The following is a 26,379-nucleotide window of genomic DNA, read 5'->3' on the forward strand; positions in this document are numbered from 1 at the left end:
CGCACCCGAGCAGCCCTGGTCTCCCCGAAGCCGCCGGTCCGGCGGCCTCGACCTGCCCCGGCGGTCCCGCGCCGGATCGCTCAGCCGGGATCGGTGACCCTTATCCTGACGGCGCGGAACTCCGCCGGGGTCCCCGCGAGCACCACGAGCCGGGGGTCGGGCACCGTCAGGAACGGTCCCGTCTCCAGCGCGAAGACCGGCGCGAGCCTGCGGTCGGCGCGCAGCGCGCCGACCGCGCGCCTGTCGCCGCCGAGGATCACCGCCTCCAGCTCCGCCACGTGCGGCCCGAGGACGCGCAGCGCCACCTCGGCCGCCGCCTCGTGCGCCTGGCCCACCTGCTTCTCCCTGCGCCTGGCGAATCTCTGCTGGGACCACCCACCCGCCGCGCTGCGGCCGTGGACCTGCCGCGACCCCACCTTGGAGGACAACAGCTCGTCGCCCTGGAAGACGCCCGCCGCGTGGCCGCCGAGCCGTACCAGCAGGACGCCGACCCGGCGCTCAGTGCGCGCGTGGGTGATGAGGCGCGCCAGCGGGCCACCGCCCGAGGTGGTCAGCGGCGGGAAGGGCACCTGACACTCCGCCGCGGCGCCGTCCGCGCCCAGCAGCCGCACGACCTCCTCCCCGGCCGTCACCGAGGGCGGCCCGTGCCGCTCGGCGAAGCCGTCGATCCAGCGGCCGATGCGGGCCGGGCCGACGCTGACCCAGCGTCCGCCCCCCTTCGCCGGTCGTGACGTCATATGACGGGACACTACCGGCTCCTGTCCGGGCGAACCGCCTTCAACGAACGGCGAAATATCGGTGAACATCATTGAACGTCGCTTATGCGGTTGCTGACGATGGTCCATTCTCTGTACGTGTCGAGCAGAACACATCTCCTCCCGCCGGGCACCGCGACGGCCGCCACAGCGGCCACAGCGGGGTCCACAGCGGCGTCCGCCATGGACGCCACCCCGATCGTCGACCTCGACACCGGAGGCGTCATCGCCCTCCAGGCGCCTGGCGACGGTCACGGCAACCTCTCCTCCGCCGTCCGCACGGTCCTGCAGATCTCCAGGAGTGAGGCGCTGCTCCCCCTGGTGCTTCCGATCCCCTCCTCCGCGGTGATCGGTGGATCGGCCGCGCTGGCCCCGCTCCATGAGGCCCTGCGCACCGCGGGCCGCAGGCCGCGCGAGGTCATCCTGATGGTCAGGGGCGACTTCGCGCAGGTCGAACGCCAGTCCCTGATCACCGGGCTCGACGGGCTGCGCGCCATCGGCTACCTGATCGCGGTCGGCGACCTGGGCACCGCCCACATCCCGCTGGACCTGCTCACCGACGCGGCACCGTACCTCGCCGTGCTCTCCCCCGACCTGGTCGCCAAGATGCCCCGCGACCCACGTCGCGCGGCCCTGACCGAGTCGCTGGCCACGTTCTCCCGCGGGATCGGCGCCCATGTCCTGGCCCCCGGCGTGTCCGAGGAGGCCCAGCTGACCGCGCTGCGTTCCTGGGGGGTACGGCTGGCGCAGGGTCCGCTGCTGGTGCCCGGCCCTTCGGGGAGGGTCCACGTGCCCATCGCGGCCCCGCGCCAGGAGCCGTCGCAGGCGCTGCTGGGCCCCCGCGTCCAGGAGTTCCTGCTGCCCGCCATGACCCTGCCCGTCGAGGCGACCGCGGAGGACGTCGTCGAGGCCTTCGGCACCGACCCGTCCATCACCAGCGTGATCCTGGTGGACGAGTACCAGCGGCCGAAGGGCAGTCTCGACCGCAGCCGGTTCCTGCTGTCCATCGCCAGCCGCTTCGGCCACGCCCTGTACGGCAAGAAGCCCGCCCTACGCCTGGCGGACCCGCCTCGCAACGCCCCGAAGACCACCCCGGTGATCGCCGCCATGCAGGTCGCCGGACGCGACGCCGAGCGTGTCTACGACGATCTGGTCGTCGTGGACGAGTTCGGCCGATGCATGGGCATCGTCCGGGTGGCCGACCTGATCCGCCAGGTCGCCGCGCAGCGCTGACATCTTTACACCGTAGATCATCAGGCGAGCGCCTCGGCCCATCGGGCGGTGTCGGTGATCTGGACCAGCCCGGCGATCAGCCCGTCCCTGAGGCGCAGGTCGTGGACGAAGGCCGCCTCGTGCGCCCTGCCGGTCGCACGGGCGGTCCCCCGGTAGTGCCCGAACACCACGGCCCGCTCCGGCTCCGGCCAGACCTGTTCCTCGGCGTGGGGCACGCTGTCCAGGTGCGAGAAGACCACCGCCCAGCAGTCGCGGAGCATCGCCTCGGGGCCGGCGTGCCTGCCGCCGACCCCCAGCGGCATGCCCGCGCTCACGGTGCCCACGAACTCCGGATGGAGCGCGCCCAGGATCCCCTCGGGGTCGCGGGCGGCGAACCCCCGGTACAGACGGTCGACCGCGTTCACCTGAACCTCCAATGGTTCTAGAGAGTGCTATCTAGAATAGCAGTCTGGATACCTCACGGACGAGAAAGGACAGGGAAGCGGACTCCAGACACTCGTCGCGAGCCCAAAATAGGGATATTGATCCACAAAAGGGATTTAAGGCGACACGACCAAGGGTCATCCAGAGAAACCGCCAAGCGGCTATGCCACTTAAATCACCGTATGCTACTACTTAGGGCAACCTAACTTGACGACCATCGGAGAGCGACCATGGCAGAGGGCAGACCGGCGCGTAAGACCATCCGTGGCCAGGTGAAACGGGTCGAGTGGATCACCCCGCACATGATCCGGGTGGTGCTCGGCGGCGACGGACTCGCGGGATTCGGCGCGGGCGCGTTCACCGACCACTACGTCAAACTCCTGTTCCCCCCACACGGGGTAACCTATTCCGCACCATTCGATCTGGAGCGGATTCAGGGCGAACTGCCCCGCGAGCAGTGGCCGACCACCCGGACCTACACCGTGCGCTCGTGGGATCCCGAGACGCTCGAACTGGCCATCGACTTCGTCCACCACGGCGACAGCGGCCTGGCCGGCCCGTGGGCGGCGGCCGTACAGCCCGGCGAGGAGATCCACTTCTTCGGTCCCGGCGGCGGCTACGCCCCCGACCCCGAGGCGGACTGGCACCTGTTCGTCGGTGACGAGAGCGCGCTGCCCGCCATCGCCGCCTCCCTGGAGCGGCTGCCCTCCGGTGTCCCGGCCCACGTGTTCGTCGAGGTCGCGGGCCCGCAGGAGGAGCAGCGGCTGGACTCCCCCGGCGACACGAAGATCGTCTGGTTCCACCGGGGCGACGCCCCGGTCGGCGAGGCGCTGGTCACCGCGGTGCGCGAACTGGACTTCCCCGAGGGAACCCCGCACGCCTTCGTCCACGGCGAGGCCGGCTTCGTCAGGACGCTGCGCCGTCACCTGCGGGCCGAGCGCGGCATTCCGCTGTCGCGGCTGTCCATCTCCGGCTACTGGCGCGTCGGCCGCGACGACGAGACCTGGCGCGCCGTCAAGCAGGACTGGAACCGGCAGATCGAGGAAGAGGAGGCCGCGACCCTGCCGTCCTGACGCGGGCGGGCCGATCAGAGCCACCCCTGCGCCTGGGCGCGCCGTACCGCCTCGATGCGGTCGCGGGCCCTGGGCCTTCCGGATGGCCGAGGACAGGTGGTCGCCGACCGTCCCCTCTGGCGGGTGCGGGCTCAGCGTGATGTCACCGACGGCCGAGCCGTCGGCCGCCACGGTCAGGACGTCACGGCCAGGACGTCGCGCTCCCCGGGCGAGAGCGGATTGGGCCCGGCACTCGGCGTGGCGGCGGCCGGTCCCGGGCCGATGACCCGTTCACCCGCGCGGACCCCGCGGATGGCGGCGGCGAGTTCACGGGCCGGGCCGTCCTTCACCGGGAAGGCCGCCGCTCCTGCCTCCATCGCCCGCCGCGGGCGGCCGGGACGGCCGAAGGTCGTCAGGATCACGATCCCGGGCAGGGCCGCGCGGGCACCCGCCCCGGCGGTGATCCCGTCCCCTGATGCCGTTCACGGCGCGACACCGGGAGCGGGCCCGCCGACGGCGTCAGTGCCGGTGATCCGGCGTTGACGGTGACATCTGCCAGAAGGCCCGCACCTCGGACGAGGACGAGAGGAGCCGGTTCAGACCCGGCAGGCGAAGATCGCGGTGACCAGGATGGCCTTGGCGCCGATCTCCCAGAGCTGGTCCATCACCTGCTGGTGCCCCTTGCGCGGCACCATGGCGCGGACCGCGACCCAGCCCTCCCGGTGCAGCGGGGAGACCGTGGGCCCTTCCATACCCGGGGTCAGGGCGATGGCCTCCTCGATGCGCTCGGCCCTGATGTCGTAGTCCATCATCACGTAGTCACGTGCCATCAGCACGCCCTGCAGCCTGCGGACGAGCTGCTGCACCCCGGGGCTCTCCCCGGCGCCGATCCGCTTGATCAGCACGGCCTCCGAGGTGGCGATCGGCTCGCCGAAGACCTCAAGGCCGATGTTGCGCAGCGTGGTGCCGGTCTCGACGACGTCGGCGACCGCGTCGGCGACCCCCAGCCGGATCGCCGTCTCGACCGCGCCGTCCAGCTTGATCACCCGGGCGTCCACGCCCTGTTCGGCCAGGTAGGCGCCGAGCAGGCCGGAGTAGGAGGTCGCGACGCGCTTGCCCTTGAGGTCCGTGACCGTGGCGAAGGCGCCCGGGTTGGCCGCGAAGCGGAAGGTCGAGGCGCCGAAACCGAGCGGCATGATCTCCTCGACCTGCGCGCCCGAGTCGTGGAGCATGTCACGGCCCGTGATGCCGGCGTCGAGGGTACCCTCGCCGACGTAGACGGCGATGTCCTTCGGACGCAGGAAGAACAGCTCGCAGGAGTTCTCCGGGTCGACGACCACGAGTTCCTTGCTGTCCTTGCGGGGACGGTATCCGGCTTCCTTGAGGATGGTCTGGGCGGCCTCGTTGAGGGCGCCCTTGTTGGGAACGGCGAGACGGAGCATGGTGGTGGCTTTCCTTGACGGATCTGCGGTCATGGGAACGTGAGCCGGGCGCACCGGCTCACAGATGCCTGTAGACCTCGTCCAGCCCGATCCCCTTGGCGAGCATGAGAACCTGCACGTGGTAGAGCAGCTGGGAGATCTCCTCAGCGGCCCGCTCGTTCGACTCGTGCTCGGCGGCCATCCAGCTCTCCGCGGCCTCCTCGACGACCTTCTTGCCGATGGCATGGACCCCGGCGTCCAGCGCGGCCACGGTGCCCGACCCCTCGGGGCGGGTCCGTGCCTTGTCTGACAGCTCGGCGTACAGCTCTTCGAAGGTCTTCATGGTCTCTCTCGGCGTCGTGGGATGTCGTTGCCAAGCCTAACGGCCCCGGGGACCACCACGGATGGGCGTCCACGCTCTGGACACGGCCGCGTCCCCTCCCACCCGGGCATATCACCGTGAAACGCCGGACGGGGCCGGTACGGCGTGTGCCGTACCGGCCCCGTCGGGGTGTCGTGGAAAGGTGCGGGACGCTCAGCGCCCGTGGTAGCCGCCGCGCCTGCCGCGACTGTCGGGACGGCCGCCGGAACGGGACTCCCCGCCCCGGAACTCGCCGTTGCCGCCGCCGCTGCGGAACTCACCGCCACCGCTGCGGAAGCCGCCCTGGCGGTCACCGCGGAACGGCTCCCTGCGCTCGCCACCGCGGTAACCCTCGCGGTCGCCGGTGGGGCGCTGCTCGGAGGACCTGAAGGGACGCTCCCCGCGGAAGGGGGGACGGTCGCCGCGGAACGGCTCCCTGCGCTCACCACCGCGGTAGCCGCCGCCGGTGCCGCGGCCCTCGGAACGACGCTCGGGGCGCTCAGTGCGGAAGTCGGAGTGCTCGGGACGCTCGGCGCGGAAGGGACGCTCGCCCCGCCCGCCTTCGCCCGCGGAACGCTCGCGCGGCTGGTAGCCCTCGCCGCCGTGGCCGGGACGGTCACGGAAGCGCCGCGGGCCGCGTCCGCCGCCGAAGCCGCCGCGCCGCTCGCGCTGCTTGGCGACCGGAGCCGCGGGCTCCCAGACCGGGATCGACTCGCCGCTGGGCTGGCGAGCCCCCGCGACCTCCTCAAGGCGGGGGTGCCCCGGGGTGGCCTTGAGCCGGAACGGCTTGATACCCGCGCGGCGGGTCATCGCGTCGGTCGAGCGGCGCTCGTTGGGGAGCACCAGCGTCATGACGGTGCCCTTCTCCCCCGCGCGCGCCGTACGGCCGCCACGATGCAGGTAGCTCTTGTGGTCCTGCGGCGGGTCCACGTGCAGCACCAGGCTGATGTTGTCGACGTGAATGCCCCGGGCCGCGACGTCGGTGCAGACCAGGACGTTGATCTCGCCTTCCTTGAACTCGGCGAGGATGCGGGTCCGCTGGTTCTGGCGCTTGCCGCCGTGCAGGCCTCCGGCCTTGACGCCGACCTGGGCGAGCTGCTTGCACAGGCGGTCGACCCCGTGCTGGGTGCGCACGAAGATGATGGTGCGGCCCTCACGGTTGGCGATCTCGGCGGTCACCGGGAACTTGTCGTCGCGGTGGACCTCGAGCACGTGGTGCTCCATGGTCTCGACCGAGGAGGCGGGCGGCGCCATCGAGTGGGTGATCGGGTCGGTGAGGAAGCGCCGCACCAGCTTGTCCACGTCACCGTCGAGGGTCGCCGAGAACAGCAGGCGCTGGCTGTCGGGGGGCGTCTGCTGCAGGATGGCGCTGACGACCGGGAAGAAGCCCAGGTCGCACATGTGGTCGGCCTCGTCCAGGATGGTCACCTGGACCTCGTCCAGGGTGCACTCACCCTGCTGGATCAGGTCGGTGAGGCGGCCGGGGGTCGCGACGACGACCTCGACGCCGCGGCGCAGCGCCTCGATCTGACGGCCCATGGACATGCCGCCGACGACGGTCTTCATCCGCAGCGACAGGCCACGGCCCAGCGGCTCAAGCGCGTCGGTGACCTGCATGGCCAGCTCGCGGGTCGGCACCAGGACGACCGCCAGCGGACGGCCGGGACGGGCCTTGCCTCCGGCGATGCGGGCCATCATGGGCAGGCCGAAGGCCAGCGTCTTGCCCGAACCGGTCTGGCCGCGCCCGAGGACGTCGTTACCGGCGAGGATGTCGGGGATGGTGGCCCGCTGGATGGGGAAGGGGCTGTCGATGCCCTGACGGGAGAGCCCGTTCACCAGCGGCTTGGGCAGGCCGAGGAGGGTGAACTCGGACACCTCTGAGGGGGCCGCGGAGACCTCGGCGACCTCGGTGATTTCGGGCAGGGCAGCGTCAAGCATGGTCACGAAGATTCGTGCCTTTCGATAGAAGGACGGGGGCACGTCACTTCTGCGAAAGGACGAGCCTGGAACGCGTGGCCTGAGGCCACGCTCGATCTACGCCCACTGTGGGGGCGGTGGTGCGGCGCAAGTCGAGGCGCACCGCACGAGACGGGTGAATACTACCCGCACGCAGTCAAACCACGATCAAGCATACCCGGCGTTCGCAGTGCCGGGTCCGGCCGGGGCGTACGGCACGGGCCGACGCTTGTCCGTTACGAAGTCAACGCTCCGCCGCCGGGCCTTTCTTCCCGGCCCGGGCATTCTCTCACACATTCCGGTACGGCCCGCACCCGTTTTTCCGGGCGCGGACCGTACCGGAACGCCGATCAGACGTTGAAACCGAGCATGCGCAGCTGCTCGCGCCCCTCGTCAGTGATCTTGTCGGGACCCCACGGGGGGAGCCAGACCCAGTTGATCTTCACATCGGAGACCATGCCGTCCAGGGCGGAGTGCGCCTGGTCCTCGATGACGTCGGTCAGCGGGCAGGCCGCGCTGGTCAGCGTCATGTCGATGGTGGCGATCGGCGGTCCGCCGGCCTCGGTCTCGTCCAGGTTGATCCCGTAGATCAGGCCGAGATCGACGACGTTGATGCCGAGTTCGGGGTCGACCACGTCCTTGAGGGCCTCCATGACCTCGTCAAGGGTGGTCTCCCCGTCGTACGCCGAGGTCGGCGTCTCAACAGGCTTGCTCATTCGCTACTCCTCACGACCGCGTCCTTGTAGGCCATCCAGGCGAGGAGCGCGCACTTGACCCGCGCGGGGAACTTGGCCACCCCGGCGAAGGCGACGGCGTCGCCGAGGACGTCCTCGTCTGCCTCGACCTGACCCCTGCTCTGCATGAGCCGGGTGAACTCCTCCACGACGGAGAGGCTTTCCTCGACCGTCGACCCGGTGGCCAGCTCGTACAGCACCGAGGCCGCCGCCTGGCTGATCGAACACCCCTGGCCGTCGTAGGACACGTCCTCGACCTTGCCGCCGTCGCCCAGTTTCACGCGCATGGTGATCTCGTCGCCGCACGTCGGGTTCACATGGTGGACCTCGGTGTCGTACGGGTCTCGAAGTCCCCGCCCCTGGGGATGCTTGTAGTGCTCCAGGATCAGTTCCTGGTACATGGACTCGGCGATCATCTGGGCTGCTCCGGCATGGCTAGGCGAACACCTTCCGCACGTGGTGGAGGCCGCGGACCAGGGCGTCGATCTCGGCCGGGGTGTTGTAAAGATAGAAGGAGGCCCGCGTCGTCGCGGGAATCCCGAACCTCAGGTGCAGCGGACGGGCGCAGTGGTGCCCGACCCGCACGGCCACCCCGAAGTTGTCATCGAGGATCTGCCCGACGTCGTGCGGGTGAATCCCCTCAAGGGTGAAGGAGACGACCCCGCCGCGCTCGTCGAGGTTCCCCGGGCCGATCACCCTCAGCCCCTCGACCTCCTTCAGGGCCTCAAGCGCGTAGCCGGTGAGCTCGCGCTCATGCCGGGCCACGGCGTCCATCCCGATCGCCGTCAGGTAGTCGAGCGCCGCGCCCAGGCCGATGGCCTCGACGATGGGTGGGGTGCCCGCCTCGAACTTGTGCGGCGCGGGGGCGTAGGTCGAGTGGTCCATCCAGACCGCCTCGATCATCTCCCCGCCGCCCAGGAACGGAGGCATGGCGTCGAGCAGCTCACCACGCGCCCACAGCACACCGATGCCCGAGGGGCCGACGGCCTTGTGCCCGGTGAAGGCAAGGAAGTCGACGCCGAGCTCGGTGACGTCCACCGGCCGGTGGGGCACCGACTGGGAGGCGTCGAGCATCGTCAGCGCGCCGACCTCACGGGCCCTGGCGACCACCCGGTCGACCGGGTTGACCGTGCCGAGCACGTTGGACTGGTGCGCGACGGAGACGATCCTGGTGCGTTCGTTGACGAGCTCGTCCAGGTTGGACAGGTCGAGACGGCCCTCGTCGGTGACGGAGAACCACCGCAGCGTGACACCGGTGCGCCGCGCGAGCAGCTGCCAGGGCACGATGTTGGAGTGGTGCTCCATCTCGGAGATGACGATCTCGTCGCCGGGGCCGACCCGGAACCTGGGGTCGTCGCCGGCGGGGTTGCCGAAGGCGTAGGCGACCAGGTTGAGCGCCTCGGAGGCGTTCTTGGTGAAGACGATCTCGTCACGGCTCGGCGCGCCGACGAAGGCGGCCACCTTGTCGCGGGCCCCCTCGTAGGCCTCGGTCGACTCGGCGCCGAGCACGTGCATGGCGCGGCCGACGTTGGCGTAGTGCGTGGCCAGGTGCTCGCGCATGGTCTCGATGACCTGCGTCGGCTTCTGCGAGGAGTTGGCCGAGTCGAGGTAGACCAGCGGCCTGCCGCCGGGCAGCTCGCGGGAGAGAGCGGGGAAGTCCTTCCTCACCCTCTCCACGTCGAATCCGGTTTCCATCAGGCGGAGGCCTTCACGTAGGCCTCGTACCCCTCGGCCTCCAGCTTCTCGGCCAGCTCGGGACCGCCCTGCTCGACGATGCGGCCGCCCGCGAAGACGTGGACGAAGTCCGGCTTCACGTAGCGCAGGATGCGGGTGTAGTGGGTGATGAGCAGCACACCGGTCTCACCGGAGGAGCGGAAGCGGTTGATGCCCTCGGAGACCACCCGCAGCGCGTCGACGTCGAGGCCGGAGTCGGTCTCGTCGAGGACGGCGATCTTCGGCTTGAGCAGTTCGAGCTGGAGGATCTCGTGGCGCTTCTTCTCGCCGCCGGAGAAGCCCTCGTTCAGGTTGCGCTGGGCGAAGGCGGCGTCGATGGACAGCGCGTCCATTCCGGCCTTGAGGTCCTTGGCGAACTCGCGGAGCTTGGGGGCCTCGCCGCGCACCGAGGTGACCGCGGAGCGCAGGAAGTTGGAGACGCTGACGCCGGGGACCTCGACGGGGTACTGCATGGCCAGGAACAGGCCGGCGCGGGCGCGCTCGTCGACCGTCATGTCCAGCAGGTCGGCGCCGTCGAGCAGGACCTGCCCGCCGGTGACGGTGTACTTCGGGTGACCGGCGATCGCGTAGGCGAGCGTGGACTTGCCCGAACCGTTGGGGCCCATGATGGCGTGGGTCTCGCCCGCCCGCACGGTGAGGTTGACCCCGCGCAGGATCTCCTTGTCCTCGACCGCGACCTGCAGGTCACGGATCTCAAGGGTGGAACCCTGGTGGACTCGGCTCGAATCAGACACTGTTACGACTCCTTCGAGAGCGAGACGAGAACGTCATCGCCGTCGATCTTCACTTGGTAGACGGGGACGGGCTTTGAGGCGGGCGGGCCGGTGGGCTTGCCTGAGCGCAGGTCGAAGCACGAGCCGTGCAGCCAGCATTCGAGCGTGCCGTCGTAGACCTCGCCCTCGCTGAGCTTCACCTCCGCGTGGGAGCACACGTCGTGCAGGGCGTAGACCTCGGCTCCCCTGCGGACCAGGGCGACCGGTGTCTCCCCGACCTCGACGCCGATCACCCCGTCGTCGGGGATGTCGGTGATCTTGCAGACCTTCTCGAACGTCACTTCTCCAGCTCCGCCTCGACCTTGGCGAACACCCGCCGGCGCAGCTCGTCGAGCTCGATCTTCTCCAGGAGCTGCGCGAAGAAGCCCCTGATCACCAGGCGGCGGGCCTCCTCGAACGGGATGCCGCGGGCCTGGAGGTAGAAGATGTGCTCGTCGTCGAGACGCCCTGAGGCGCTGGCGTGACCGGCCCCCGCGACCTCTCCGGTGAGGATCTCCAGGTTCGGCACCGAGTCGGCGCGGGCGCCGTCGGTCAGCAGGAGGTTGCGGTTGAGCTCGTAGGTGTCGGTGCCCTCCGCCTCGACCCGGATGATCACGTCCCCGATCCAGACGGCGTGCGCGTCCTCACCCTGCAGCGCGCCCTTGTAGACGACGTTGCTCCTGCAGTTGGGCTTGGAGTGGTCGACCAGCAGGCGGTGTTCGAGGTGCTGGCCCGCGTCCACGAAGTACAGGCCGGTCAGTTCGGCGTCGCCGCCGGGCCCCTCGTAGGAGACCGAGGGCGAAAGCCGTACCAGGTCGCCGCCGAGGGTGACCACGAAGCTGCGGAAGGTCGCGTCCTTGGCGAGCAGGGCGTGGTGGTGCGAGACGTGGACGGCGTCGTCGTCCCACTCCTGCAGGCTGACGACCTTGAGCGTGGCGCCCTCGCCGACGACGAACTCGACGTTGTCGGCGTAGACCGCGCTGCCCTGGTGCTCGATGACGACGACGGCCTCGGCCATCGGCTCCAGCCTGACCAGGGTGTGGCCGTAGGCCGGGCCGTCGCCCGAGCCGGTCACGGTGACGACGGTCGGGGCGGAGGCGACCGCCTCGCGCGGCACGGTGATGACGGTCGCCTTCTCGAAGGCGGCGTAGGCCTGGGCGCTGACCCGGTCGGCGGGCACGTAGGCCCTGCCGAGCCGCTCGTCGTCACGGCCCACGGTCTCGACCGTGACCTCGGGGGCCGCCTCGATGCGGACCACGACTCCGCCGGAGGCGGCGGCACCGGTGTGCAGGCCCTTCAGGCGAGACAGCGGGGTGAAGCGCCACTCCTCCTCGCGGCCCGTCGGGACCGGGAAGTCCGCGACGTCGTAGGAGGCCTTCTCGTGGAGGGTCGACAGGGGTTTGGTTTCGAGACCCATCAGCCGACGGCTCCTTCCATCTGCAGCTCGATCAGGCGGTTCAGCTCAAGGGCGTACTCCATGGGGAGCTCGCGCGCGATCGGCTCGACGAAGCCGCGCACGATCATCGCCATGGCCTCGTCCTCGTCCAGACCGCGGCTCATGAGGTAGAAGAGCTGGTCGTCGGAGACCTTGGAGACCGTGGCCTCGTGTCCCATGGAGACGTCGTCCTCGCGCACGTCCACGTAGGGGTAGGTGTCGGAGCGGCTGATCTGGTCGACCAGCAGCGCGTCGCACTTGACCGTGCTGGCGCTGCCGTGCGCGCCCTCCTCGATCTGCACCAGACCGCGGTAGGAGGTACGGCCGCCGCCCCTGGCGACGGACTTGGAGATCACCGTCGAGCTGGTGTTGGGAGCCAGGTGCACCATCTTGGCGCCGGCGTCCTGGTGCTGGCCCTCACCGGCGAAGGCCACGCTCAGCGTCTCGCCCTTGGCGTGCTCGCCCATGAGGTAGACGGCCGGGTACTTCATCGTGACCTTGGAGCCGATGTTGCCGTCGATCCACTCCATGGTCGCGCCCTCGTAGGCGACGGCGCGCTTGGTGACCAGGTTGTAGACGTTGTTCGACCAGTTCTGGATGGTCGTGTAACGGCAGCGGGCGCCCTTCTTCACGATGATCTCCACGACCGCGCTGTGCAGCGAGTCGGAGGAGTAGATCGGCGCGGTACAGCCTTCCACGTAGTGGACGTAGGAGTTCTCGTCCACGACGATCAGGGTCCGCTCGAACTGGCCCATGTTCTCGGTGTTGATCCGGAAGTAGGCCTGCAGCGGGATCTCGACGTTGACGTTCGGCGGCACGTAGATGAAGCTGCCACCGCTCCACACGGCCGTGTTCAGCGAGGCGAACTTGTTGTCGCCCACCGGGATCACGGTGCCGAAGTACTCCTTGAAGATCTCCTCGTGCTCCTTGAGGGCGGTGTCGGTGTCGACGAAGATGACACCCTTCTCCTCAAGGTCCTCACGGATCTTGTGATAGACGACCTCGGACTCGTACTGGGCGGCGACGCCGGCGATCAGGCGCTGCTTCTCCGCCTCGGGGATGCCGAGCTTGTCGTAGGTGTTCTTGATGTCCTCCGGAAGCTCCTCCCAGGAGGAGGCCTGCTTCTCGGTCGAACGCACGAAGTACTTGATGTTGTCGAAGTCGATTCCGCTGAGGTCGGAGCCCCAGTTGGGCATGGGCTTCCTGTCGAACAGCCGCAGGCCCTTCAGACGGAGGTCCAGCATCCACTCCGGCTCGCTCTTGAGCGCGGAGATGTTGCGGACGACCTCCTCGGACAGCCCACGGCGGGCCGCGGCCCCCGCGGTATCGGAGTCGGCCCAGCCGAACTTGTAATTCCCGAGGCCTTCCAGCTCCGGGCGGTCGGTGACAGTCACCTTCCGGTCTCCTTGCTCGTTTCGTCGATCACTTCATGGGTTGCCGGGGCGGTGCCCCGCGGGTCCGTCGCCGCGCCTGCCACGCGGCCGTCCCGGGCCCTGCCGTCCCCCCGGTGGGGACTCACGTGGGTGGTGCACACCCCGTCGCCGTGGGCGATGGTCGCCAGCCTCTGCACCGGGGTGCCGAGGATCTGCGCGAACGCCTCCGTCTCCGCCTCGCAGAGCTGAGGGAACTCGGCGGCGACGTGCGCCACCGGGCAGTGGTGCTGGCACAGCTGCTCGCCGCCGAGGCTCGCCTTGCTCGCCGAGGCGGCGTAGCCGTCCGCGGACAGGGCCTCGGCCAGGAAGCGCACCCGCTGGTCGGCGGGGACCTCGCGCAGCTCGTGGCGCAGGCGCCGGACCAGGCCCGCCACCTGTGACCTGGCGAACTCGGCGACGGCCCCCTCGCCCGCCCGCTCGGCCAGGAAGCGCAAAGCGTTTCCCGCGAGCCCGTCGTAGGCGTGCTCGAAGGCGCTGCGGCCCGCGTCGGTTATGGCGAACAGTTTCGCCGGCCGTCCTCGCCCGCGCTGGCCCCGGGGGCGTGCCGTACGGGGTTCGATCATCCCGTCGGCGAGCAGCGCGTCCAGATGGCGGCGGACGGCGGCGGGGGTGAGCCCGAGCCGTTCGCCGAGGGCGGGGGCGGTGATCGGTCCGCGTTCCAGGATGAGCCGGGCGACACGCGCACGCGTGCTGCGCTCGGCGGACACGCCGGAGAGCCGCGCGGGGGCGGCCTCTTCCGTGCCCGACATCTTGGTCACGTATTTCACAACATCAGTGTGCCGTAATTGCTTCCCCGCTTACAAACCGTCGTCCGGCTTGCGAAGAATGCGATTTATCACGCAGGTAAGGCTTACCTAAGCTGCGCAAACGTCATCCTGCAGCTTGCCCGGCCGCACGCCCACGGCAGGCGTTGGCGAGAAGGCACGGGGCGGCGCCCACCGTCCCGGTCCTCTCCAACGCCCGGGACTCCCAACCCGGGCCGGGGGCCTCCCGGTTCCCCGTCACGAGAAGTCTCGGCAAAGAAGTTTTTACCCGGCCGAGCCTCTCCGCGGGACCCGGCTCCGTGACGCCGTGGCGGCGGCGCCGTACGGCACCGTCCCGCGTACGGCACGCCATGTGTCCGGCGTCCTTGACACCCCGGATCGAGGACGGCCCGGACGACCGTCCCCCGGGCGGCAGGAGGGCGTGTCAGCACGTGCGGCGCACGAGGTCACGGGGCCGGAGCTTCGGCGCGATCCTCCCCGGGTCTCCGGCCGGGCGTGGCCGGGACGCCCCCGCGGGCGCCGCCGTGTTCCCCGGCTCAGGTCCGCCAGCGTGACCGCCCCGGTGAGTCCCTAAACTCGTGCCCATGGAATCCCCAGCCGTCGAGATCAGCGATCTGGTCAAGAGATACGGCCGCGCGACCGCGATCGACGGTCTCACGCTGAGCGCGGACCGTGGCGCGGTGACCGCGATCCTCGGCCCGAACGGCGCGGGCAAGACCTCGACCATCGAGATCTGCGAGGGGTTCCGCAGGGCCGACGGCGGCACGGTCCGGGTGCTCGGGCTCGACCCGTCCAGGCCGGAGCTGCGCGCCAGGGTCGGGGTGATGCCGCAGGCCGGAGGGGTGCCCCCGGCGGCGCGCTGCGGTGAGTGGCTGCGCCTGATGTCCCGTTTCCACGCCCGTCCGCTGGATCCCCCGGCGTTGCTGGAACGGCTCGGCCTGTCCGAACACGTCCGCACGCCGTACCGCAGGATGTCGGGCGGCCAGCAGCAGCGCGTCTCGCTGGCCGCGGCCGTGATCGGCCGCCCCGAGCTGGTCTTCCTCGACGAGCCGACCGCGGGCCTCGACCCGCAGGCGCGGCACGCCTGCTGGGAGCTGGTCGGCGACCTGCGCGCCGCCGGGGTCTCCGTGGTGCTCACCACCCACCACATGGACGAGGCGGAGAAGCTCTCCGACCGGGTCGTGATCATCGACCGCGGCCGGGTCGTGGCCGACGGCACCCCCGCCTCGCTCACCGGTGCCGAACGGCAGCTGCGCTTCCGCGCCCGCCCCGGCCTCGCCCTGGACGAGTTGCTCACCGCGCTGCCCGCGGGCAGCGCGGCCAAGGAGTCGCCCTCCGGGCACTACATCATCGAGGGACAGGTCGTGCCCGAGCTGCTGGCGACCGTGACGACCTGGTGCGCCGCGGAGGGGGTCACCGCGGACGATCTGAGCATCGAGCGCCGCACCCTGGAGGACGTCTTTCTCGAACTGACGGGACGTGAGCTGCGGTGACCCCTCCCGAGCACGGCCCGTGTCGGACCCGCAGGAGAACGCAGTGACCACCCTGGACCTCACCCCCGCCCCCGGCGCCGCGCCGCTGAGCCGGATGGTGCTCGCGCAGACCGGGGCGGAGATCAGAGCCACGCTCCGCAACGGGGAGCAGCTCCTGCTGACGCTGGTCATCCCGGTGCTGCTGCTCGTCGGCTTCTCCGCCGCCCCGCTGGTGAACGTCGGCGGCGGCTCCCGGGTCGACTTCGTCACCCCCGGGGTGCTCGCGCTGGCGGTGATGTCGACGGCCTTCACCGGGCAGGCCATCGCGACCGGCTTCGAGCGCAGGTACGGCGTGCTGAAGCGGCTGGGCGCCACCCCGCTGTCGCGGACCGGCCTGATGCTGGCCAAGACGCTCTCCGTCGTCGCCGTCGAGGCCCTCCAGATCGTGGTCCTGTGCCTGGTGGCCCTCGCCCTCGGCTGGCGTCCCACGGGTTCCCCGTTCGCCGCGCTGCTGCTGCTCCTGCTGGGCACCGCGGCCTTCAGCGGGCTCGGGCTGCTGATGGCGGGCACGCTGCGCGCCGAGGCGACGCTCGCCGGGGCCAATCTGGTCTACCTGGTCCTGCTCGGCTGCGGCGGGGTCGTCTTCCCGCTGTCGGTCTTCCCCGACTCGGTCGAGCCCGCGCTGCGGCTGCTGCCGATCAGCGCGCTGACCGGCGGGCTCCGCTCGGTCCTCACCTCGGGCGCCGGGCTGCCGCTGGGAGCGGTGCTCGTCCTGGCCGTGTGGGCCGCGCTGACCCTCGGTCTCGCATCCCGGACATTCCGCTGGGAGTGACCCACCGGATAGGTAAGGTGTGAACGCCTATGTGGTTCGTGACACGAGGAGTTCCATGACCGCCGAAGCCCTGCAGGGGCCCGCCGAGCCGTACAAGTCCGGCATGCCCAGGCCGGGGATGCTGCTGCGGTCCGCCTCCGACGCCATCCCGCCGTCCGGGCTGGTGCTGCTGGCGATCCTGTCCGTCCAGGTGGGAGCGGGTTTCGCCAAGAACCTGTTCGCCCAGCTCCCGCCGAGCGCGGTGGTCTTCCTGCGGATCGCGACGGGCGCGCTGATCATCGGCCTGGTCGCGCGGCCCAGGCTGCGGGGGCTCAGCCGCTCCGACCTCGGGATCGGGATCGGCTTCGGCGTGACGCTGGGCGTGATGAACCTGTCGTTCTACCAGGCGCTCGCCGAACTGCCCATGGGCATCGCGGTCGCGATCGAGTTCCTCGGCCCGCTCGGAGTCGCGGTGGCCGCCTCTCGCCGCCGTCTCGACCTGCTGTGGGTCGTCCTCGCGGGCTCCGGCGTGGTGCTGCTGGCGCCGTGGGGGACCTCCGGCTCGCGCATCGGCTGGGCGGGCATCGGGTTCGCCCTGATCGCGGCGGTCTGCTGGGCGGGCTACATCCTGCTGGCCGCCGCCGCGGGACGTCGTTTCCCCGGCGCGACCGGACTGTCCTTCGCGATGATCGTCTCGGTTCTGCTGGCCGCCCCCGCGGGGATCGCGGCGGGGGGCGCCGACCTGCTGCGTCCCGAGATACTGCTGATCGGGCTCGGGGTCGGCCTGCTGTCCTCGGTGATCCCGTACTCGATCGAGATGGAGGCGCTGCGCAGGATGCCGAAGCGGGTCTTCGGCATCCTGATGAGCCTGGAGCCCGCGGTCGCCGCGCTGGTCGGGCTGCTGGTGCTCGGTGAGGTGCTCCAGGCGCGTGAGTGGGCGGCCATCGGCTGCGTGGTCATCGCCAGTGTCGGCGCCACCCGGACCTCCAGGGGCACGCCGGGCTGAGCCGTCCCCTACTCGGGCCCGGGTTTGGCCCAGATGCCCCTGACGTGCCGGATGTGCTCGTCCATCAGCCGTTCCGAGCCCTGGCTGTCGCCGGCCGCGAGCAGGTCCAGGAGCTGGAGGTGCTCACGGGCGGAACCGACCAGCGCGCCCCGGGCCGACAGGGCGGACAGGCCGTAGAGGCGGGCGCGCTTACGCAGGTCGCGCACCACGTCCACGAGGTGGGTGTTGCCCGCGAGCGCCAGCAGGTCCACGTGGAAACGGACGTCGGCGTCCACGTAGGCGAGCAGGTCACCGCGCTCGGCCGCGTCGACGATCTCCTGGGCCACGGGCCGCAGCGCCTCGAATCTCTCGGCCAGGCCCGTGTCGGCCAGCCTCGCGACCGTGGGCACCTCGATGAGTTTGCGGATCTCGGTGATCTCGTCCAGGTCGCGTTCCGACAGCTCGGTGACCCGGAAGCCCTTGTTGCGCACCGCCTCGACCAGGCCCTCCTTGGCCAGGTCGAGCATCGCCTCGCGCACCGGGGTCGCGGAGACCCCGAACTGGGCGGCCAGCACCGGCGCCGAGTAGACGACACCGGGCCGCATCTCACCGGTGATCAGAGCGGCCCGTAACGCGTGGGCCACCTGCTCGCGCAGGCTCTGCCGCTCGCCCACGGCCGGCAGGTCGAGCCGGTCCTGCGCCGAAGGAGCCATTCCCGTGCCTCTCGTCTCGCACTCGTCGACTCTTGCAGGCGGCGGACGCCGTCGAGGCCTCCCCGCTCCGTGCCCACTTTCTCGAACGCCCGGGTCCCGTGCCGTGAGGCACCGGCGACAGGTTCCCGGGTTCCCGGCCGGATGACCGGTGGTGATCATAGCGCTCCGCAGAGGGGATGGGCCGATCCTCCGCACTCGGGGGACCACTCCGCGGGCTCCGACGGCTTCCGACGCCCGGTGCGCGCCGCCGTACCCGGCGGACGGCTCGGGAGGGGGCGGCCGTGACCACGGTAGGCCGTCGCGGGTCAGCCTACTCCCGTGGAGGGGAATCCCGGGGGCGTACGGCGTGCTCGCCGGGACGCCCCCGGGTTCACAGCAGGAACCCCTCGGGGAAGGGGTCGCGGGGGTCGAGGAAGTACTGCGCGGTCCCGGTGATCCACGCCCTGCCGGTGATGGCCGGGATCACCGCGGGCAGCCCGGCGACGCTCGTCTCCCCGGCGATCCTGCCGACGAAGCGGGTGCCGATGAACGACTCGTTCACGAAGTCGGCGCCGGGGGCGAGCTCACCCCTGGCGTGCAGCTGGGCCATCCTGGCGCTGGTGCCCGTGCCGCACGGCGAGCGGTCGAACCAGCCGGGGTGGATGGCCATCGCGTGCCGCGAGTGGCGGGCGTCCGAGCCGGGGGCGGTGAACTGCACGTGGTGGCAGCCCCTGATCGCGGGGTCGAGCGGGTGGGCCGGCTCGTCCTGTTCGTTGATCGCCTCCATGATCGCCAGGCCCGCGTCGAGAATGCGCCGCCCGTGCGAACGTTCGAACGGCAGGCCGACGGACTCGATCGGCAGGATCGCGTAGTGGTTGCCGCCGTAGGCCAGGTCGTAGACGACCTCGCCCAGGCCGTCGACCCGGACCGTACGGTCGAGGCCGACCACGAAGGAGGGCACGTTGGTGATGGTCACCGAGGTCGCCGCGCCGTCCTCGACCCGCACCTCGGCGACGACCAGCCCGGCGGGGGTGTCCAGGCGCACGACCGTCACCGGTTCGGTGACCTCGACCATCCCGGTCTCGACCAGGACGGTCGCCACGCCGATGGTGCCGTGCCCGCACATGGGCAGGCAGCCGGAGACCTCGATGTAGAGGACCCCGAAGTCGGCGTCGGGACGGGCCGGCGGCTGCAGGATCGCCCCGCTCATCGCCGAGTGGCCGCGCGGCTCGTACATGAGCAGGGTCCTGACGTGGTCCATCTCCGCCATGAAGCGCAGGCGGCGCTCGGCCATGGTCGCGCCGGGAACGACGCCGACTCCCCCGGTGATCACGCGGGTCGGCATGCCCTCGGTGTGGGAGTCGACCGCGTGAAAGACCCGTCTCGTCCTCATCGGCCCTCCTTCTCGGTTCCCTCCCCCGTAACCGTAAGGGCCCCCGTGACCGTAAGGGCCCGCAGCGTCGCCTCGCGCACGGCGGTCTCCTGCTCCGGCGACAGCGGCAGCCTCGGCGGACGGCACGGCCCGCCCCGCAGCCCGGCCAGGTCCATGGACAGCTTGACGGCCTGGACGAACACGGTCGCCGAGTCCCAGCGGAGCAGCGGGTGCAACGCGCGGTACAGCGGCAGCGCCGTGGCCAGGTCTCCCGCGACGGCCGCCCGGTACAGGGCGGCGCAGGGGCCGGGAAGCGCGTTGGGGAATCCGGCGACCCAGCCCACCGCGCCCGCGACGGCCAGTTCGAGCAGCACGTCGTCGGCGCCCGCGAGCAGGTCGAGGCCGGGGGCGAGTTCGGCGATCCGGTAGGCCCTGCGGACGTCGCCGCTGAACTCCTTGACCGCGACGATCAGGCCCTCGCCGTACAGCCTGGCCAGCAGGTGCGGGGTGAGGTCCACCCTGGTGTCGTGGGGGTTGTTGTAGGCCACGACGGGCAGGCCCGCCGCGGCGACCTCGCGGTAGTGCTCGACCACGGCCCGTTCGTCGGCCCGGTAGACGGTCGGCGGCAGCAGCATCACCGCGCCGCATCCGGCCTCGCGTGCCTGCTCGGCCCAGCGGCGCGCCTCGGTCGCCCCGTAGGCGGCCACTCCCGGCATGACCCGGTCTCCGCCGACGGCCGCGACCGCCGTCTCGACCACCCGGGCCCGTTCCCGCGGGGTCAGCGTCTGGTACTCGCCCAGTGAGCCGTTCGGCACCACACCGTCGCAACCTCCGTCGAGCAGCCCCCGGCAGTGAGCGGCGTAGCCGTCCAGATCGATGGAAAGGTCGTCCGTCAGGGGAAGCGCGGTGGCCACCGTCACGCCGTGCCAGGGCCTGTCCCGGTCCGTCGTCATCAGACTCCTCAGGGGGTCTCGGGGGGAGGGTTCGCCAGGTCGCCGAGCCGTACCGGCTGGGCGATCGGGCGCCGGGGCGGCTCGGGGCCGTCGCCGGCGAGGGCGGCGACGGCGTGTCCGCACATCCGGCCCTGGCACCAGCCCATGCCGGGCCGGGCCAGGAGTTTCACGGCGCGGGCGTCGCGGGCGCCCAGGGAACGCGCCTCGCGCACGGCGGAGAGGGGCACCTCCTCGCACCGGCAGATCAGGGTGTCCTCGCGCAGCCAGCCCTGCCAGCCGGGCCGTACGGGGTAGGCCCGGGCCAGCGCGCGGGCTAAGGCGGACAGGCGTGCCACGCGTCTGGAGAGGGCGGGCAGCGGCGAGACGCGGCGGCCCAGGTCCGCGGCGGCCGCCCGGCCCGCCACACGCCCCTCGGCCTCGGCGAGCAACGCCCCGCCCACCCCGGTCGTCTCCCCGGCCGCGTAGACGCCGGACACGCTCGTGCGCATGCCCGCGTCGACCGCCACGACGGGGGTGCCGTCGGCCTCCTGGCGGGTCAGGCAACCAAGCTGGACGGGCAGCTCGATCTGGGGGACGAAGCCGTATCCGCAGGCCAGGGTGTCGCACTCGACGGTTCTGGTGGCCAGGGGGCGCCAGCGTGCGTCCAGTCTCGCCACCGTGACGTGGGTCAGGGCGTCGCGGCCGTGCGCCTCGATCACCGCGTGACGGCCGAGGTAGGGAACGCGGTGCCCGGCCAGGCTCACCCCGTACCCGAGGGCCTCGGCGGCCCTGCCCGCGGCGAGCAGCGGGTGCCTGGCGAGGCCGAGGCGGCCGTTGGCCTCGTAGACGCCGCGCACGTCCGCTCCCGCCCTGGCCAGGCCGGCGGCCACCGGCAGCAGGAACGGCCCGGTCCCGGCGACCACGACCCTGTCCCCCGCGACGACGAGGTCGCCTTTGAGCAGGGCCTGCGCCCCGCCCGCCGTGAGCACGCCGGGCAGGTCCCAGCCGGGGAAGGGCAGCGGCCTGTCGTGGGCGCCGGTGGCCAACAGCAGCCTCCTGGCGGTGACCGTGCGGGGCCGTTCCTCGCGGTCGCCTTCGAGGCAGCGCACGGCGAACCCGTCGCCGGTGTCCTCAACCGCCCAGACGCGGTGCCCGAGCAGTACGGCCGCGCGGGAGGTGAGCGTCTCCCACTGCCTGGCGAACCTGCCGAGCCCGTGGTGGAGCGTCTCCTGACGGGTGGCGTGGAACCCCTCGGGCAGATGGCGGAAGTACTGGCCGCCGGGACGCGGGGCTCCGTCGATCAGCACGACGTCCAGCCCGGCCAGGCAGGCGCTGAGCGCACCGGCGACCCCGGCCGGGCCCGCTCCGACGACGGCGAGGTCGTATCCGCCGCTCACCGGTCGCCCTCCCCGGTGGTGATCCGGTCGCCGGGCCGCGCCTCGGTCAGGCAGGCCCGCAGGGACGGGACGCCGTTGACCGTGACCAGGCAGTCGAAGCAGACGCCGATGCCGCAGAACAGCCCGCGTGGCCTGCCCTCCCGGCGGGTGAGCCGCCAGGAGCGCACGCCCGCGCCGTGCAGGGCCGCGCCGACGGTCTGCCCGGGGACGACGGGGACGGGAACGCCGTCCACGCTGATCTCGAACTCCGCCTCGGGACGGGCCCCCACCAGGTCGTACGGCCGTCCGCGGTCCTCGGGTCTCATCGGCGTGCCTCCTCGAAGCGTCCTGGCCGGAAGGGGCTCAGATCCAGGTCGGGGGTGACGCCGGCCAGGGTCTGGGCGAGCAGGTGACCGGTCGCGGGGGCCAGGCCGATGCCTGCGCCCTCGTGGCCGCATGCGTGGTGCAGGCCCGAAGCCGCGGGGTCCTCCCCGATCACGGGCAGGTGGTCGGGGCTGTAGGGGCGGAAGCCGCAGTAGGCCCGGATCGCCCTGCGCCCGGCCAGTACGGGGAACAACTCGACGGCCTGGCGGGCCAGGCGTTCCAGCACCGGGATCGAGGTCGTGCGGTCGAAGCCGACGCGTTCCCGGCTGGCGCCGACGAGCACGGGCCCCGAGGGGGTCGCCTCGACGACGGCCGAGGTCTCCAGGTTCTCCGAGTCGCTGGCCACGTCGGTGACGTAGGCGGCGGTGTAGACCTTGTGCCTGATCAGCGGCTCCGGGATCGGCTCCGTGACCAGCACGAACCCCCTCCTGGGCAGGATCGGCAGGCCGGTGCCCGCCATGGCGGCGATCTCACCGCTCCAGGTGCCCGCGGCGTTGACGACGGCTCCGGCGAGGATGTCGCCGTGGTCGGTCGCGACGCCGGTGACCCGGCTCCCGGCGCGCAGCAGGCCGGTGACGGTGACGCCGGTACGCAGCATCAGGGTGCCCCCGCCGAAGCGTTCGGCGCCGCGCCGGATCAGCCCGGCCGCCGCCAGTGCGGGCTGGACCTGGGCGTCCTGCGGGTAGAGCACGCCTCCGGCCATGCCGTCCGCCAGGTGGGGTTCGTGGTCTCCGAGCGCGTCCGGGGGGACGACGACGTGCTCGGCTCCCTGCCCCGCCTGCGCCGTGGCCAGAGCGGTGAGGGCGGTGAGCTCCCGGGAGGTCCTGGCGACCACCAGACCGCCCTTCGGCTCGTACTCGAACCCCCCGTCACCGCCTTCGGCGGCCAGGCCGAGCCAGAGGTCGCGGGAGAGCAGGGCCAGGGCGAGCTCGGGTCCCGGCGCCTTGTCCGAGACGAGGACGTTTCCCTCCCCGGCCCCCGTGGTGCCCGCCGCGACCGATCCCCGGTCGACGACGAGGGTGTCCAGGCCCGCGCGCGCCGCGTAGTAGGCGCAGGCGGCCCCGACGGCTCCCGCGCCGATCACCACGACGTCCGGCATGATCCACCTCGTTCCCGGATCGGCCCATCAGTAACATGTCACATGCTTTTCGGGGGATCAATCGGCCGCCACCCTCCAGTTCAGCCGATCTCCGCCGCGCGGTCCACCCGCCCTGCCGTGTCCCGGCCCGAGCGCGTGGGGCAGCGGCGGGACCACCGCCCACGCCACCTAGCATGTGAGCCGTGAACCACCTCCTCGACCAGGCACGTCCACGTGCCCTTGGCTTCCTGCCCGGGGTGTTGTCCCCCACGCCCGCGATCCTGCGCCGTTGGGCACTGGCGACCGTCGTCGTCAACGTGGGCATCGTGGTGACCGGCGCCGTCGTACGGGTCACCGGCTCCGGCCTCGGCTGCCCCACCTGGCCCCGGTGCACCGCCGACAGCTTCATCCCGGTCGCCCACGCCGACATCTCCCCGATCAACATGGCCGTGGAGTTCGGCAACCGGCTGCTGAGCTTCGTGGTCCTGATCGTGGGGCTGGCCTGCCTGGTCTCGGCCGCGCGGCTGCGTCCCCGGCGCCGTGACCTGACGACGCTGGCCTGGATCCAGCCGGCCGGGGTGGCCGCGCAGGCGCTGTGGGGCGGCCTGGTCGTGCGCACCATGCTCAACCCGGTGACCGTGAGCGTGCACTTCCTGCTCTCCATCGGCATGCTCGCCGCCGCCGTCGTCTTCCTCGCCCGCGCCCAGCAGGGAGACGCGGCGCCCGAACCGCTGGTCCATCCGGCCATCCGCACGCTCGGTCTCGCGCTCGTGCCCGCGGTGGCCGTCCTGCTCGTCGCGGGTGTCGTGGTGACCGGCACCGGGCCGCACTCGGGGGACGAGGCCGCCTCCCGCTTCGCCTTCGACATCGAGACCGTGGCCAGGATCCACGCCGACGTGGTCTACGTCGTGGTCGGGCTCACCTTCGCCCTGCTGTTCGCGCTGTACGTCACCGGGGCACCCGCCGCGGCCCGGCGCGCGGCGCTGACGCTGCTGGGCGTGGAGCTGGCCCAGGGCGTCATCGGGTACGTCCAGTACTTCCTGGCCCTGCCCGCCTTCCTGGTCGGCCTGCACGTCTTCGGCTCGACGCTGGTGTGGATCTACGCGCTGCGGGTGGGGTTCACGCTGCGTTCGCGGGGGCCGCTCGGGGCCGAACGCCTCGCGTCCTCCTGATCCACCCAAAGATCGCAAGTAGCCCGGAAATATCGGCAAAAATGGCCGTATGACCGGCTTATTGGCACTGTCACGCCCCACCATGCGACGCCTCTACCAGGGGTTCGTCCTGCTGAGCGTGCTGGCGCTCGCCCCGCCGGCCTGGGCCCGGCTGTCCAGCTCCGGGCACACGGCGGTCGCCGACTCATCCCCCACCTGGACCACGGGCGTCCCCCCGGCCCCCACGGCGCTGGTCCTCGGCGCCGCCGCCCCCGGTGGCCGTCCCTCCCCGATGCTGGCCAGGCGGCTGGACGTCTCCGCCGAGCTGTACCGGTCGGGCAGGGTGCGGACCCTGCTGCTGTCCGGCGACAACAGCAGGAGGGACTACGACGAGCCGACCGCCATGCGCGACTACCTGATCGCCCGCGGCGTCCCCCCACGCGCCCTCGTGCTCGACTACGCGGGCTTCGACACCTGGGACTCGTGTGTACGGGCCCGCCAGGTGTTCGGGGCGACCAAGGTCACCGTGGTGACGCAGCTCTTCCACCTGCCCAGGGCCGTGACGCTGTGCCGCGCCGCGGGCCTGGAGACGTTCGGCGTCGGCGACGACTCGGCCACCCGATGGGCCGCGACCACCTATGCCGGCGCCGTCCGCGAGTTCGGCGCCGCCGCGAAGGGCTTCCTGGACGCGGTCGTGCTGCGCTCCTCCCCCGTCTTCCCGGGGCCGCGCGAGACCACCCTGGACACCGCGCTCCGCACGGCGGCTCAGTCGGGACGCGGGTAGGGGGCCTGCCGGGGGTGCGGTGAGTACGGCGTGGGCCCCCAGGGCTGCGCCTGCGCGCCGTACGGCCCGGCACCGCCGGGGGCGCTCGGCGGCGGGAACGCCGAGCGGGCGTCGGCCATGCACTGCAGCAGGGCCTGCTGCTCCTCGTTGAACGTGTGCTCGTCGATCACGTGTCGTCTGGCCCGCTCGTGCAGCAGGCCCAGCTCGGTGGCGGCGAGCTGGTAGTCGCGCATCGCCCGCAGCCCCGCGCCGCCACCGTTCTCCTTCGCCCACTGCCTGGCGTTGCGGCGCCCGGGCAGTGAGGAGAGCATGACCACGTCGTACGGCCCGACCAGGCCCGTCGCCCCGTAGGCGGGCAGGTAGGTGGTGATCAGCCCGACGATCCGCTTGCGGTCCCTGAAGACGATCCAGATCAGCACCACCAGCACGACCAGCAGCAGCAGGTAGGCGGCGGCCAGACCGCCCACGCCCACGTAGGAGGCCAGGCCGTTCCAGATGCCGTGCAGCAGCATGGCGCCGGCCCAGCCCGCCGCGACCACCCAGATGCGTCCCGGCCCCCGGCGCTGGGCGGCGTAGGCGACCGCGACGCCGATCATCGAGGTGAACAGCGGGTGGGCGAACGGCGACAGGATGCCCCGCAGCACGACCGTCACGGCCAGCCCCCTGGCCCCCATCTCGTGCAGGGCGGCCACGTAGTAGCTGACGTTCTCGCTCATCGCGAAGCCGAGGCCCACCATGCTGGCGTAGATGACGCCGTCGGTCGGCCCGTCGAGCTCGGCCCGCCTGAACCTGAGCAGGCCCAGCAGGACCAGGCCCTTCATCGTCTCCTCGACCACCGGGGCGCCGAAGGTGGCGGCGATGTTGCGCGCATTGTCGTAGCCGAGCTGGACGGTGCTCTCGATGTAGATCAGGCCGAGGGAGTTGACCACACCGGCCACCAGGACCGCGACCCCGGCGCCCCAGGCGAAGGCGAAGATCAGGTTGCTGCGGGGCTCGGGCTCCATCCGGTCCAGCGCCAGCACCGCCGCCAGCAGCACGGGGACCGGCGCGAGCGCCAGGGCCAGGGCGATGAAGAAGTAGACCGGATCTCCGTTGAGCAGGTCGAAGGAGAAGGAGGCAAGCGCGCACAGACCGGCCACGACGAGCCCCGCGATCAGCGCGACGGACGGGCGGTCCCTCAAGACCCAGCGGGGATCACGGCTCGCCATGCGGCAACCGTAACCGATCAGCCACGACGTGTCCCCTCTCGCCTCATGGTGGTCCGTAACCGGCCACGAAGAGGTATTGCC

28 protein-coding genes are annotated in these 26,379 nt (G+C 71.6%); 7 read left to right on the forward strand and 21 right to left on the reverse strand.

All coding sequences use genetic code 11. The features are described from left to right. Positions 1-80: 80 nt before the first annotated feature. The gene (locus ACFOYY_RS18675) at positions 81-737 is read right to left on the reverse strand and encodes an acVLRF1 family peptidyl-tRNA hydrolase (protein WP_386190407.1); all 657 of its coding nucleotides are present in this window, start codon (positions 735-737) and stop codon (positions 81-83) included. 117 nt (positions 738-854) lie between these two features. On the opposite strand from ACFOYY_RS18675, the gene ACFOYY_RS18680 reads away from it, so the two are divergent. Continuing rightward, positions 855-1,988 carry an EAL domain-containing protein gene (locus tag ACFOYY_RS18680; RefSeq protein WP_352013160.1) on the forward strand — a complete coding sequence of 378 codons (1,134 nt, stop codon included), beginning with the start codon at positions 855-857 and terminating at the stop codon, positions 1,986-1,988. Between the two features lie 20 nt (positions 1,989-2,008). Here the strand turns inward: ACFOYY_RS18680 and ACFOYY_RS18685 are convergent, their stop codons facing one another. Beyond that, the gene (locus ACFOYY_RS18685; protein WP_386190408.1) at positions 2,009-2,392 is read right to left on the reverse strand and encodes a nuclear transport factor 2 family protein; all 384 of its coding nucleotides are present in this window, start codon (positions 2,390-2,392) and stop codon (positions 2,009-2,011) included. A 249-nt stretch (positions 2,393-2,641) separates the two neighbouring features. Between ACFOYY_RS18685 and ACFOYY_RS18690 the strand changes: the two genes are divergently transcribed. Further along, the gene (locus tag ACFOYY_RS18690; protein WP_362915908.1) at positions 2,642-3,484 is read left to right on the forward strand and encodes a siderophore-interacting protein; all 843 of its coding nucleotides are present in this window, start codon (positions 2,642-2,644) and stop codon (positions 3,482-3,484) included. Positions 3,485-3,657: 173 nt separating this feature from the next. On the opposite strand, the gene ACFOYY_RS18695 is transcribed toward ACFOYY_RS18690, so the two are convergent. The 12 genes from ACFOYY_RS18695 to ACFOYY_RS18750 form a co-directional block, all read right to left on the reverse strand. Continuing rightward, a complete protein-coding gene (locus tag ACFOYY_RS18695; protein ID WP_352013163.1) occupies positions 3,658-3,885 on the reverse strand; it encodes a hypothetical protein in 228 nt (75 codons plus the stop codon). A 174-nt stretch (positions 3,886-4,059) separates the two neighbouring features. After that, on the reverse strand, positions 4,060-4,905 hold the full coding sequence (hisG, locus tag ACFOYY_RS18700) for an ATP phosphoribosyltransferase (RefSeq protein WP_352013164.1): 846 nt from the start codon (positions 4,903-4,905) through the stop codon (positions 4,060-4,062). Positions 4,906-4,963: 58 nt separating this feature from the next. Further along, complete coding sequence (locus ACFOYY_RS18705; protein ID WP_352013165.1) at positions 4,964-5,227, reverse strand: phosphoribosyl-ATP diphosphatase; 264 nt, start codon at positions 5,225-5,227, stop codon at positions 4,964-4,966. Positions 5,228-5,419: 192 nt separating this feature from the next. Beyond that, positions 5,420-7,183 carry a DEAD/DEAH box helicase gene (locus ACFOYY_RS18710; protein WP_362915910.1) on the reverse strand — a complete coding sequence of 588 codons (1,764 nt, stop codon included), beginning with the start codon at positions 7,181-7,183 and terminating at the stop codon, positions 5,420-5,422. Positions 7,184-7,551: 368 nt separating this feature from the next. Beyond that, a complete protein-coding gene (locus ACFOYY_RS18715) occupies positions 7,552-7,917 on the reverse strand; it encodes a metal-sulfur cluster assembly factor (RefSeq protein ID WP_352013167.1) in 366 nt (121 codons plus the stop codon). Beyond that, positions 7,914-8,351, reverse strand: a complete 438-nt coding sequence (sufU, locus tag ACFOYY_RS18720) for a Fe-S cluster assembly sulfur transfer protein SufU (RefSeq protein WP_352013168.1) — start codon at positions 8,349-8,351, stop codon at positions 7,914-7,916. The genes ACFOYY_RS18715 and sufU overlap by 4 nt, the downstream gene beginning before the upstream one ends. A 19-nt stretch (positions 8,352-8,370) precedes the next feature. Further along, complete coding sequence (locus ACFOYY_RS18725; protein ID WP_362777347.1) at positions 8,371-9,630, reverse strand: cysteine desulfurase; 1,260 nt, start codon at positions 9,628-9,630, stop codon at positions 8,371-8,373. Then, complete coding sequence (gene sufC, locus ACFOYY_RS18730) at positions 9,630-10,361, reverse strand: Fe-S cluster assembly ATPase SufC (RefSeq protein ID WP_352013237.1); 732 nt, start codon at positions 10,359-10,361, stop codon at positions 9,630-9,632. The genes ACFOYY_RS18725 and sufC overlap by 1 nt, the downstream gene beginning before the upstream one ends. Positions 10,362-10,405: 44 nt before the next feature. Then, a complete protein-coding gene (locus tag ACFOYY_RS18735; RefSeq protein WP_362915912.1) occupies positions 10,406-10,723 on the reverse strand; it encodes a Rieske (2Fe-2S) protein in 318 nt (105 codons plus the stop codon). Beyond that, entirely contained in the window at positions 10,720-11,838 is a 1,119-nt protein-coding gene (gene sufD, locus ACFOYY_RS18740; protein ID WP_362915914.1) for a Fe-S cluster assembly protein SufD, read from the reverse strand. Before sufD ends, ACFOYY_RS18735 begins: the two co-directional genes overlap by 4 nt. Further along, complete coding sequence (sufB, locus tag ACFOYY_RS18745) at positions 11,838-13,250, reverse strand: Fe-S cluster assembly protein SufB (RefSeq protein ID WP_352013172.1); 1,413 nt, start codon at positions 13,248-13,250, stop codon at positions 11,838-11,840. The genes sufD and sufB overlap by 1 nt, the downstream gene beginning before the upstream one ends. Beyond that, on the reverse strand, positions 13,247-14,038 hold the full coding sequence (locus tag ACFOYY_RS18750) for a helix-turn-helix transcriptional regulator (protein ID WP_352013238.1): 792 nt from the start codon (positions 14,036-14,038) through the stop codon (positions 13,247-13,249). The genes sufB and ACFOYY_RS18750 overlap by 4 nt, the downstream gene beginning before the upstream one ends. Positions 14,039-14,637: 599 nt before the next feature. On the opposite strand from ACFOYY_RS18750, the gene ACFOYY_RS18755 reads away from it, so the two are divergent. The 3 genes from ACFOYY_RS18755 to ACFOYY_RS18765 are packed head-to-tail and all read left to right on the forward strand — an operon-like array spanning position 14,638 to position 17,342. Then, complete coding sequence (locus ACFOYY_RS18755) at positions 14,638-15,546, forward strand: ABC transporter ATP-binding protein (protein WP_352013173.1); 909 nt, start codon at positions 14,638-14,640, stop codon at positions 15,544-15,546. A 43-nt stretch (positions 15,547-15,589) separates the two neighbouring features. Continuing rightward, entirely contained in the window at positions 15,590-16,357 is a 768-nt protein-coding gene (locus tag ACFOYY_RS18760; protein WP_386190409.1) for an ABC transporter permease, read from the forward strand. A gap of 55 nt (positions 16,358-16,412) precedes the next feature. Then, positions 16,413-17,342, forward strand: coding sequence for an EamA family transporter (locus ACFOYY_RS18765; protein ID WP_352013174.1), 930 nt, complete (start codon positions 16,413-16,415; stop codon positions 17,340-17,342). 8 nt (positions 17,343-17,350) lie between these two features. On the opposite strand, the gene ACFOYY_RS18770 is transcribed toward ACFOYY_RS18765, so the two are convergent. The 6 genes from ACFOYY_RS18770 to ACFOYY_RS18795 form a co-directional block, all read right to left on the reverse strand. Further along, complete coding sequence (locus tag ACFOYY_RS18770) at positions 17,351-18,034, reverse strand: GntR family transcriptional regulator (RefSeq protein WP_352013175.1); 684 nt, start codon at positions 18,032-18,034, stop codon at positions 17,351-17,353. 370 nt (positions 18,035-18,404) lie between these two features. Continuing rightward, positions 18,405-19,406 (reverse strand): proline racemase family protein, encoded by a 1,002-nt coding sequence (locus ACFOYY_RS18775; protein WP_362915918.1) that lies wholly within the window; start codon positions 19,404-19,406, stop codon positions 18,405-18,407. After that, positions 19,403-20,338 (reverse strand): dihydrodipicolinate synthase family protein, encoded by a 936-nt coding sequence (locus ACFOYY_RS18780; RefSeq protein ID WP_386190410.1) that lies wholly within the window; start codon positions 20,336-20,338, stop codon positions 19,403-19,405. Before ACFOYY_RS18780 ends, ACFOYY_RS18775 begins: the two co-directional genes overlap by 4 nt. Positions 20,339-20,346: 8 nt before the next feature. Then, complete coding sequence (locus ACFOYY_RS18785) at positions 20,347-21,714, reverse strand: FAD-dependent oxidoreductase (protein WP_386190411.1); 1,368 nt, start codon at positions 21,712-21,714, stop codon at positions 20,347-20,349. Next, the gene (locus ACFOYY_RS18790; RefSeq protein WP_352013179.1) at positions 21,711-22,019 is read right to left on the reverse strand and encodes a (2Fe-2S)-binding protein; all 309 of its coding nucleotides are present in this window, start codon (positions 22,017-22,019) and stop codon (positions 21,711-21,713) included. Before ACFOYY_RS18790 ends, ACFOYY_RS18785 begins: the two co-directional genes overlap by 4 nt. Next, positions 22,016-23,176 (reverse strand): NAD(P)/FAD-dependent oxidoreductase, encoded by a 1,161-nt coding sequence (locus tag ACFOYY_RS18795; protein ID WP_386190412.1) that lies wholly within the window; start codon positions 23,174-23,176, stop codon positions 22,016-22,018. Before ACFOYY_RS18795 ends, ACFOYY_RS18790 begins: the two co-directional genes overlap by 4 nt. Before the next feature lie 182 nt (positions 23,177-23,358). On the opposite strand from ACFOYY_RS18795, the gene ACFOYY_RS18800 reads away from it, so the two are divergent. Continuing rightward, positions 23,359-24,327 (forward strand): COX15/CtaA family protein, encoded by a 969-nt coding sequence (locus ACFOYY_RS18800; protein WP_386190413.1) that lies wholly within the window; start codon positions 23,359-23,361, stop codon positions 24,325-24,327. Positions 24,328-24,376: 49 nt separating this feature from the next. Further along, positions 24,377-25,090, forward strand: a complete 714-nt coding sequence (locus ACFOYY_RS18805; protein WP_386190414.1) for a SanA/YdcF family protein — start codon at positions 24,377-24,379, stop codon at positions 25,088-25,090. On the opposite strand, the gene ACFOYY_RS18810 is transcribed toward ACFOYY_RS18805, so the two are convergent. Then, entirely contained in the window at positions 25,072-26,298 is a 1,227-nt protein-coding gene (locus ACFOYY_RS18810) for a PrsW family intramembrane metalloprotease (protein WP_386190415.1), read from the reverse strand. The two genes, ACFOYY_RS18805 and ACFOYY_RS18810, sit on opposite strands and share 19 nt — an antisense overlap. Positions 26,299-26,379: the final 81 nt, after the last annotated feature.

Origin of the sequence: Streptosporangium jomthongense (assembly GCF_042650425.1) — a bacterium.
Taxonomy (GTDB): domain Bacteria; phylum Actinomycetota; class Actinomycetes; order Streptosporangiales; family Streptosporangiaceae; genus Streptosporangium.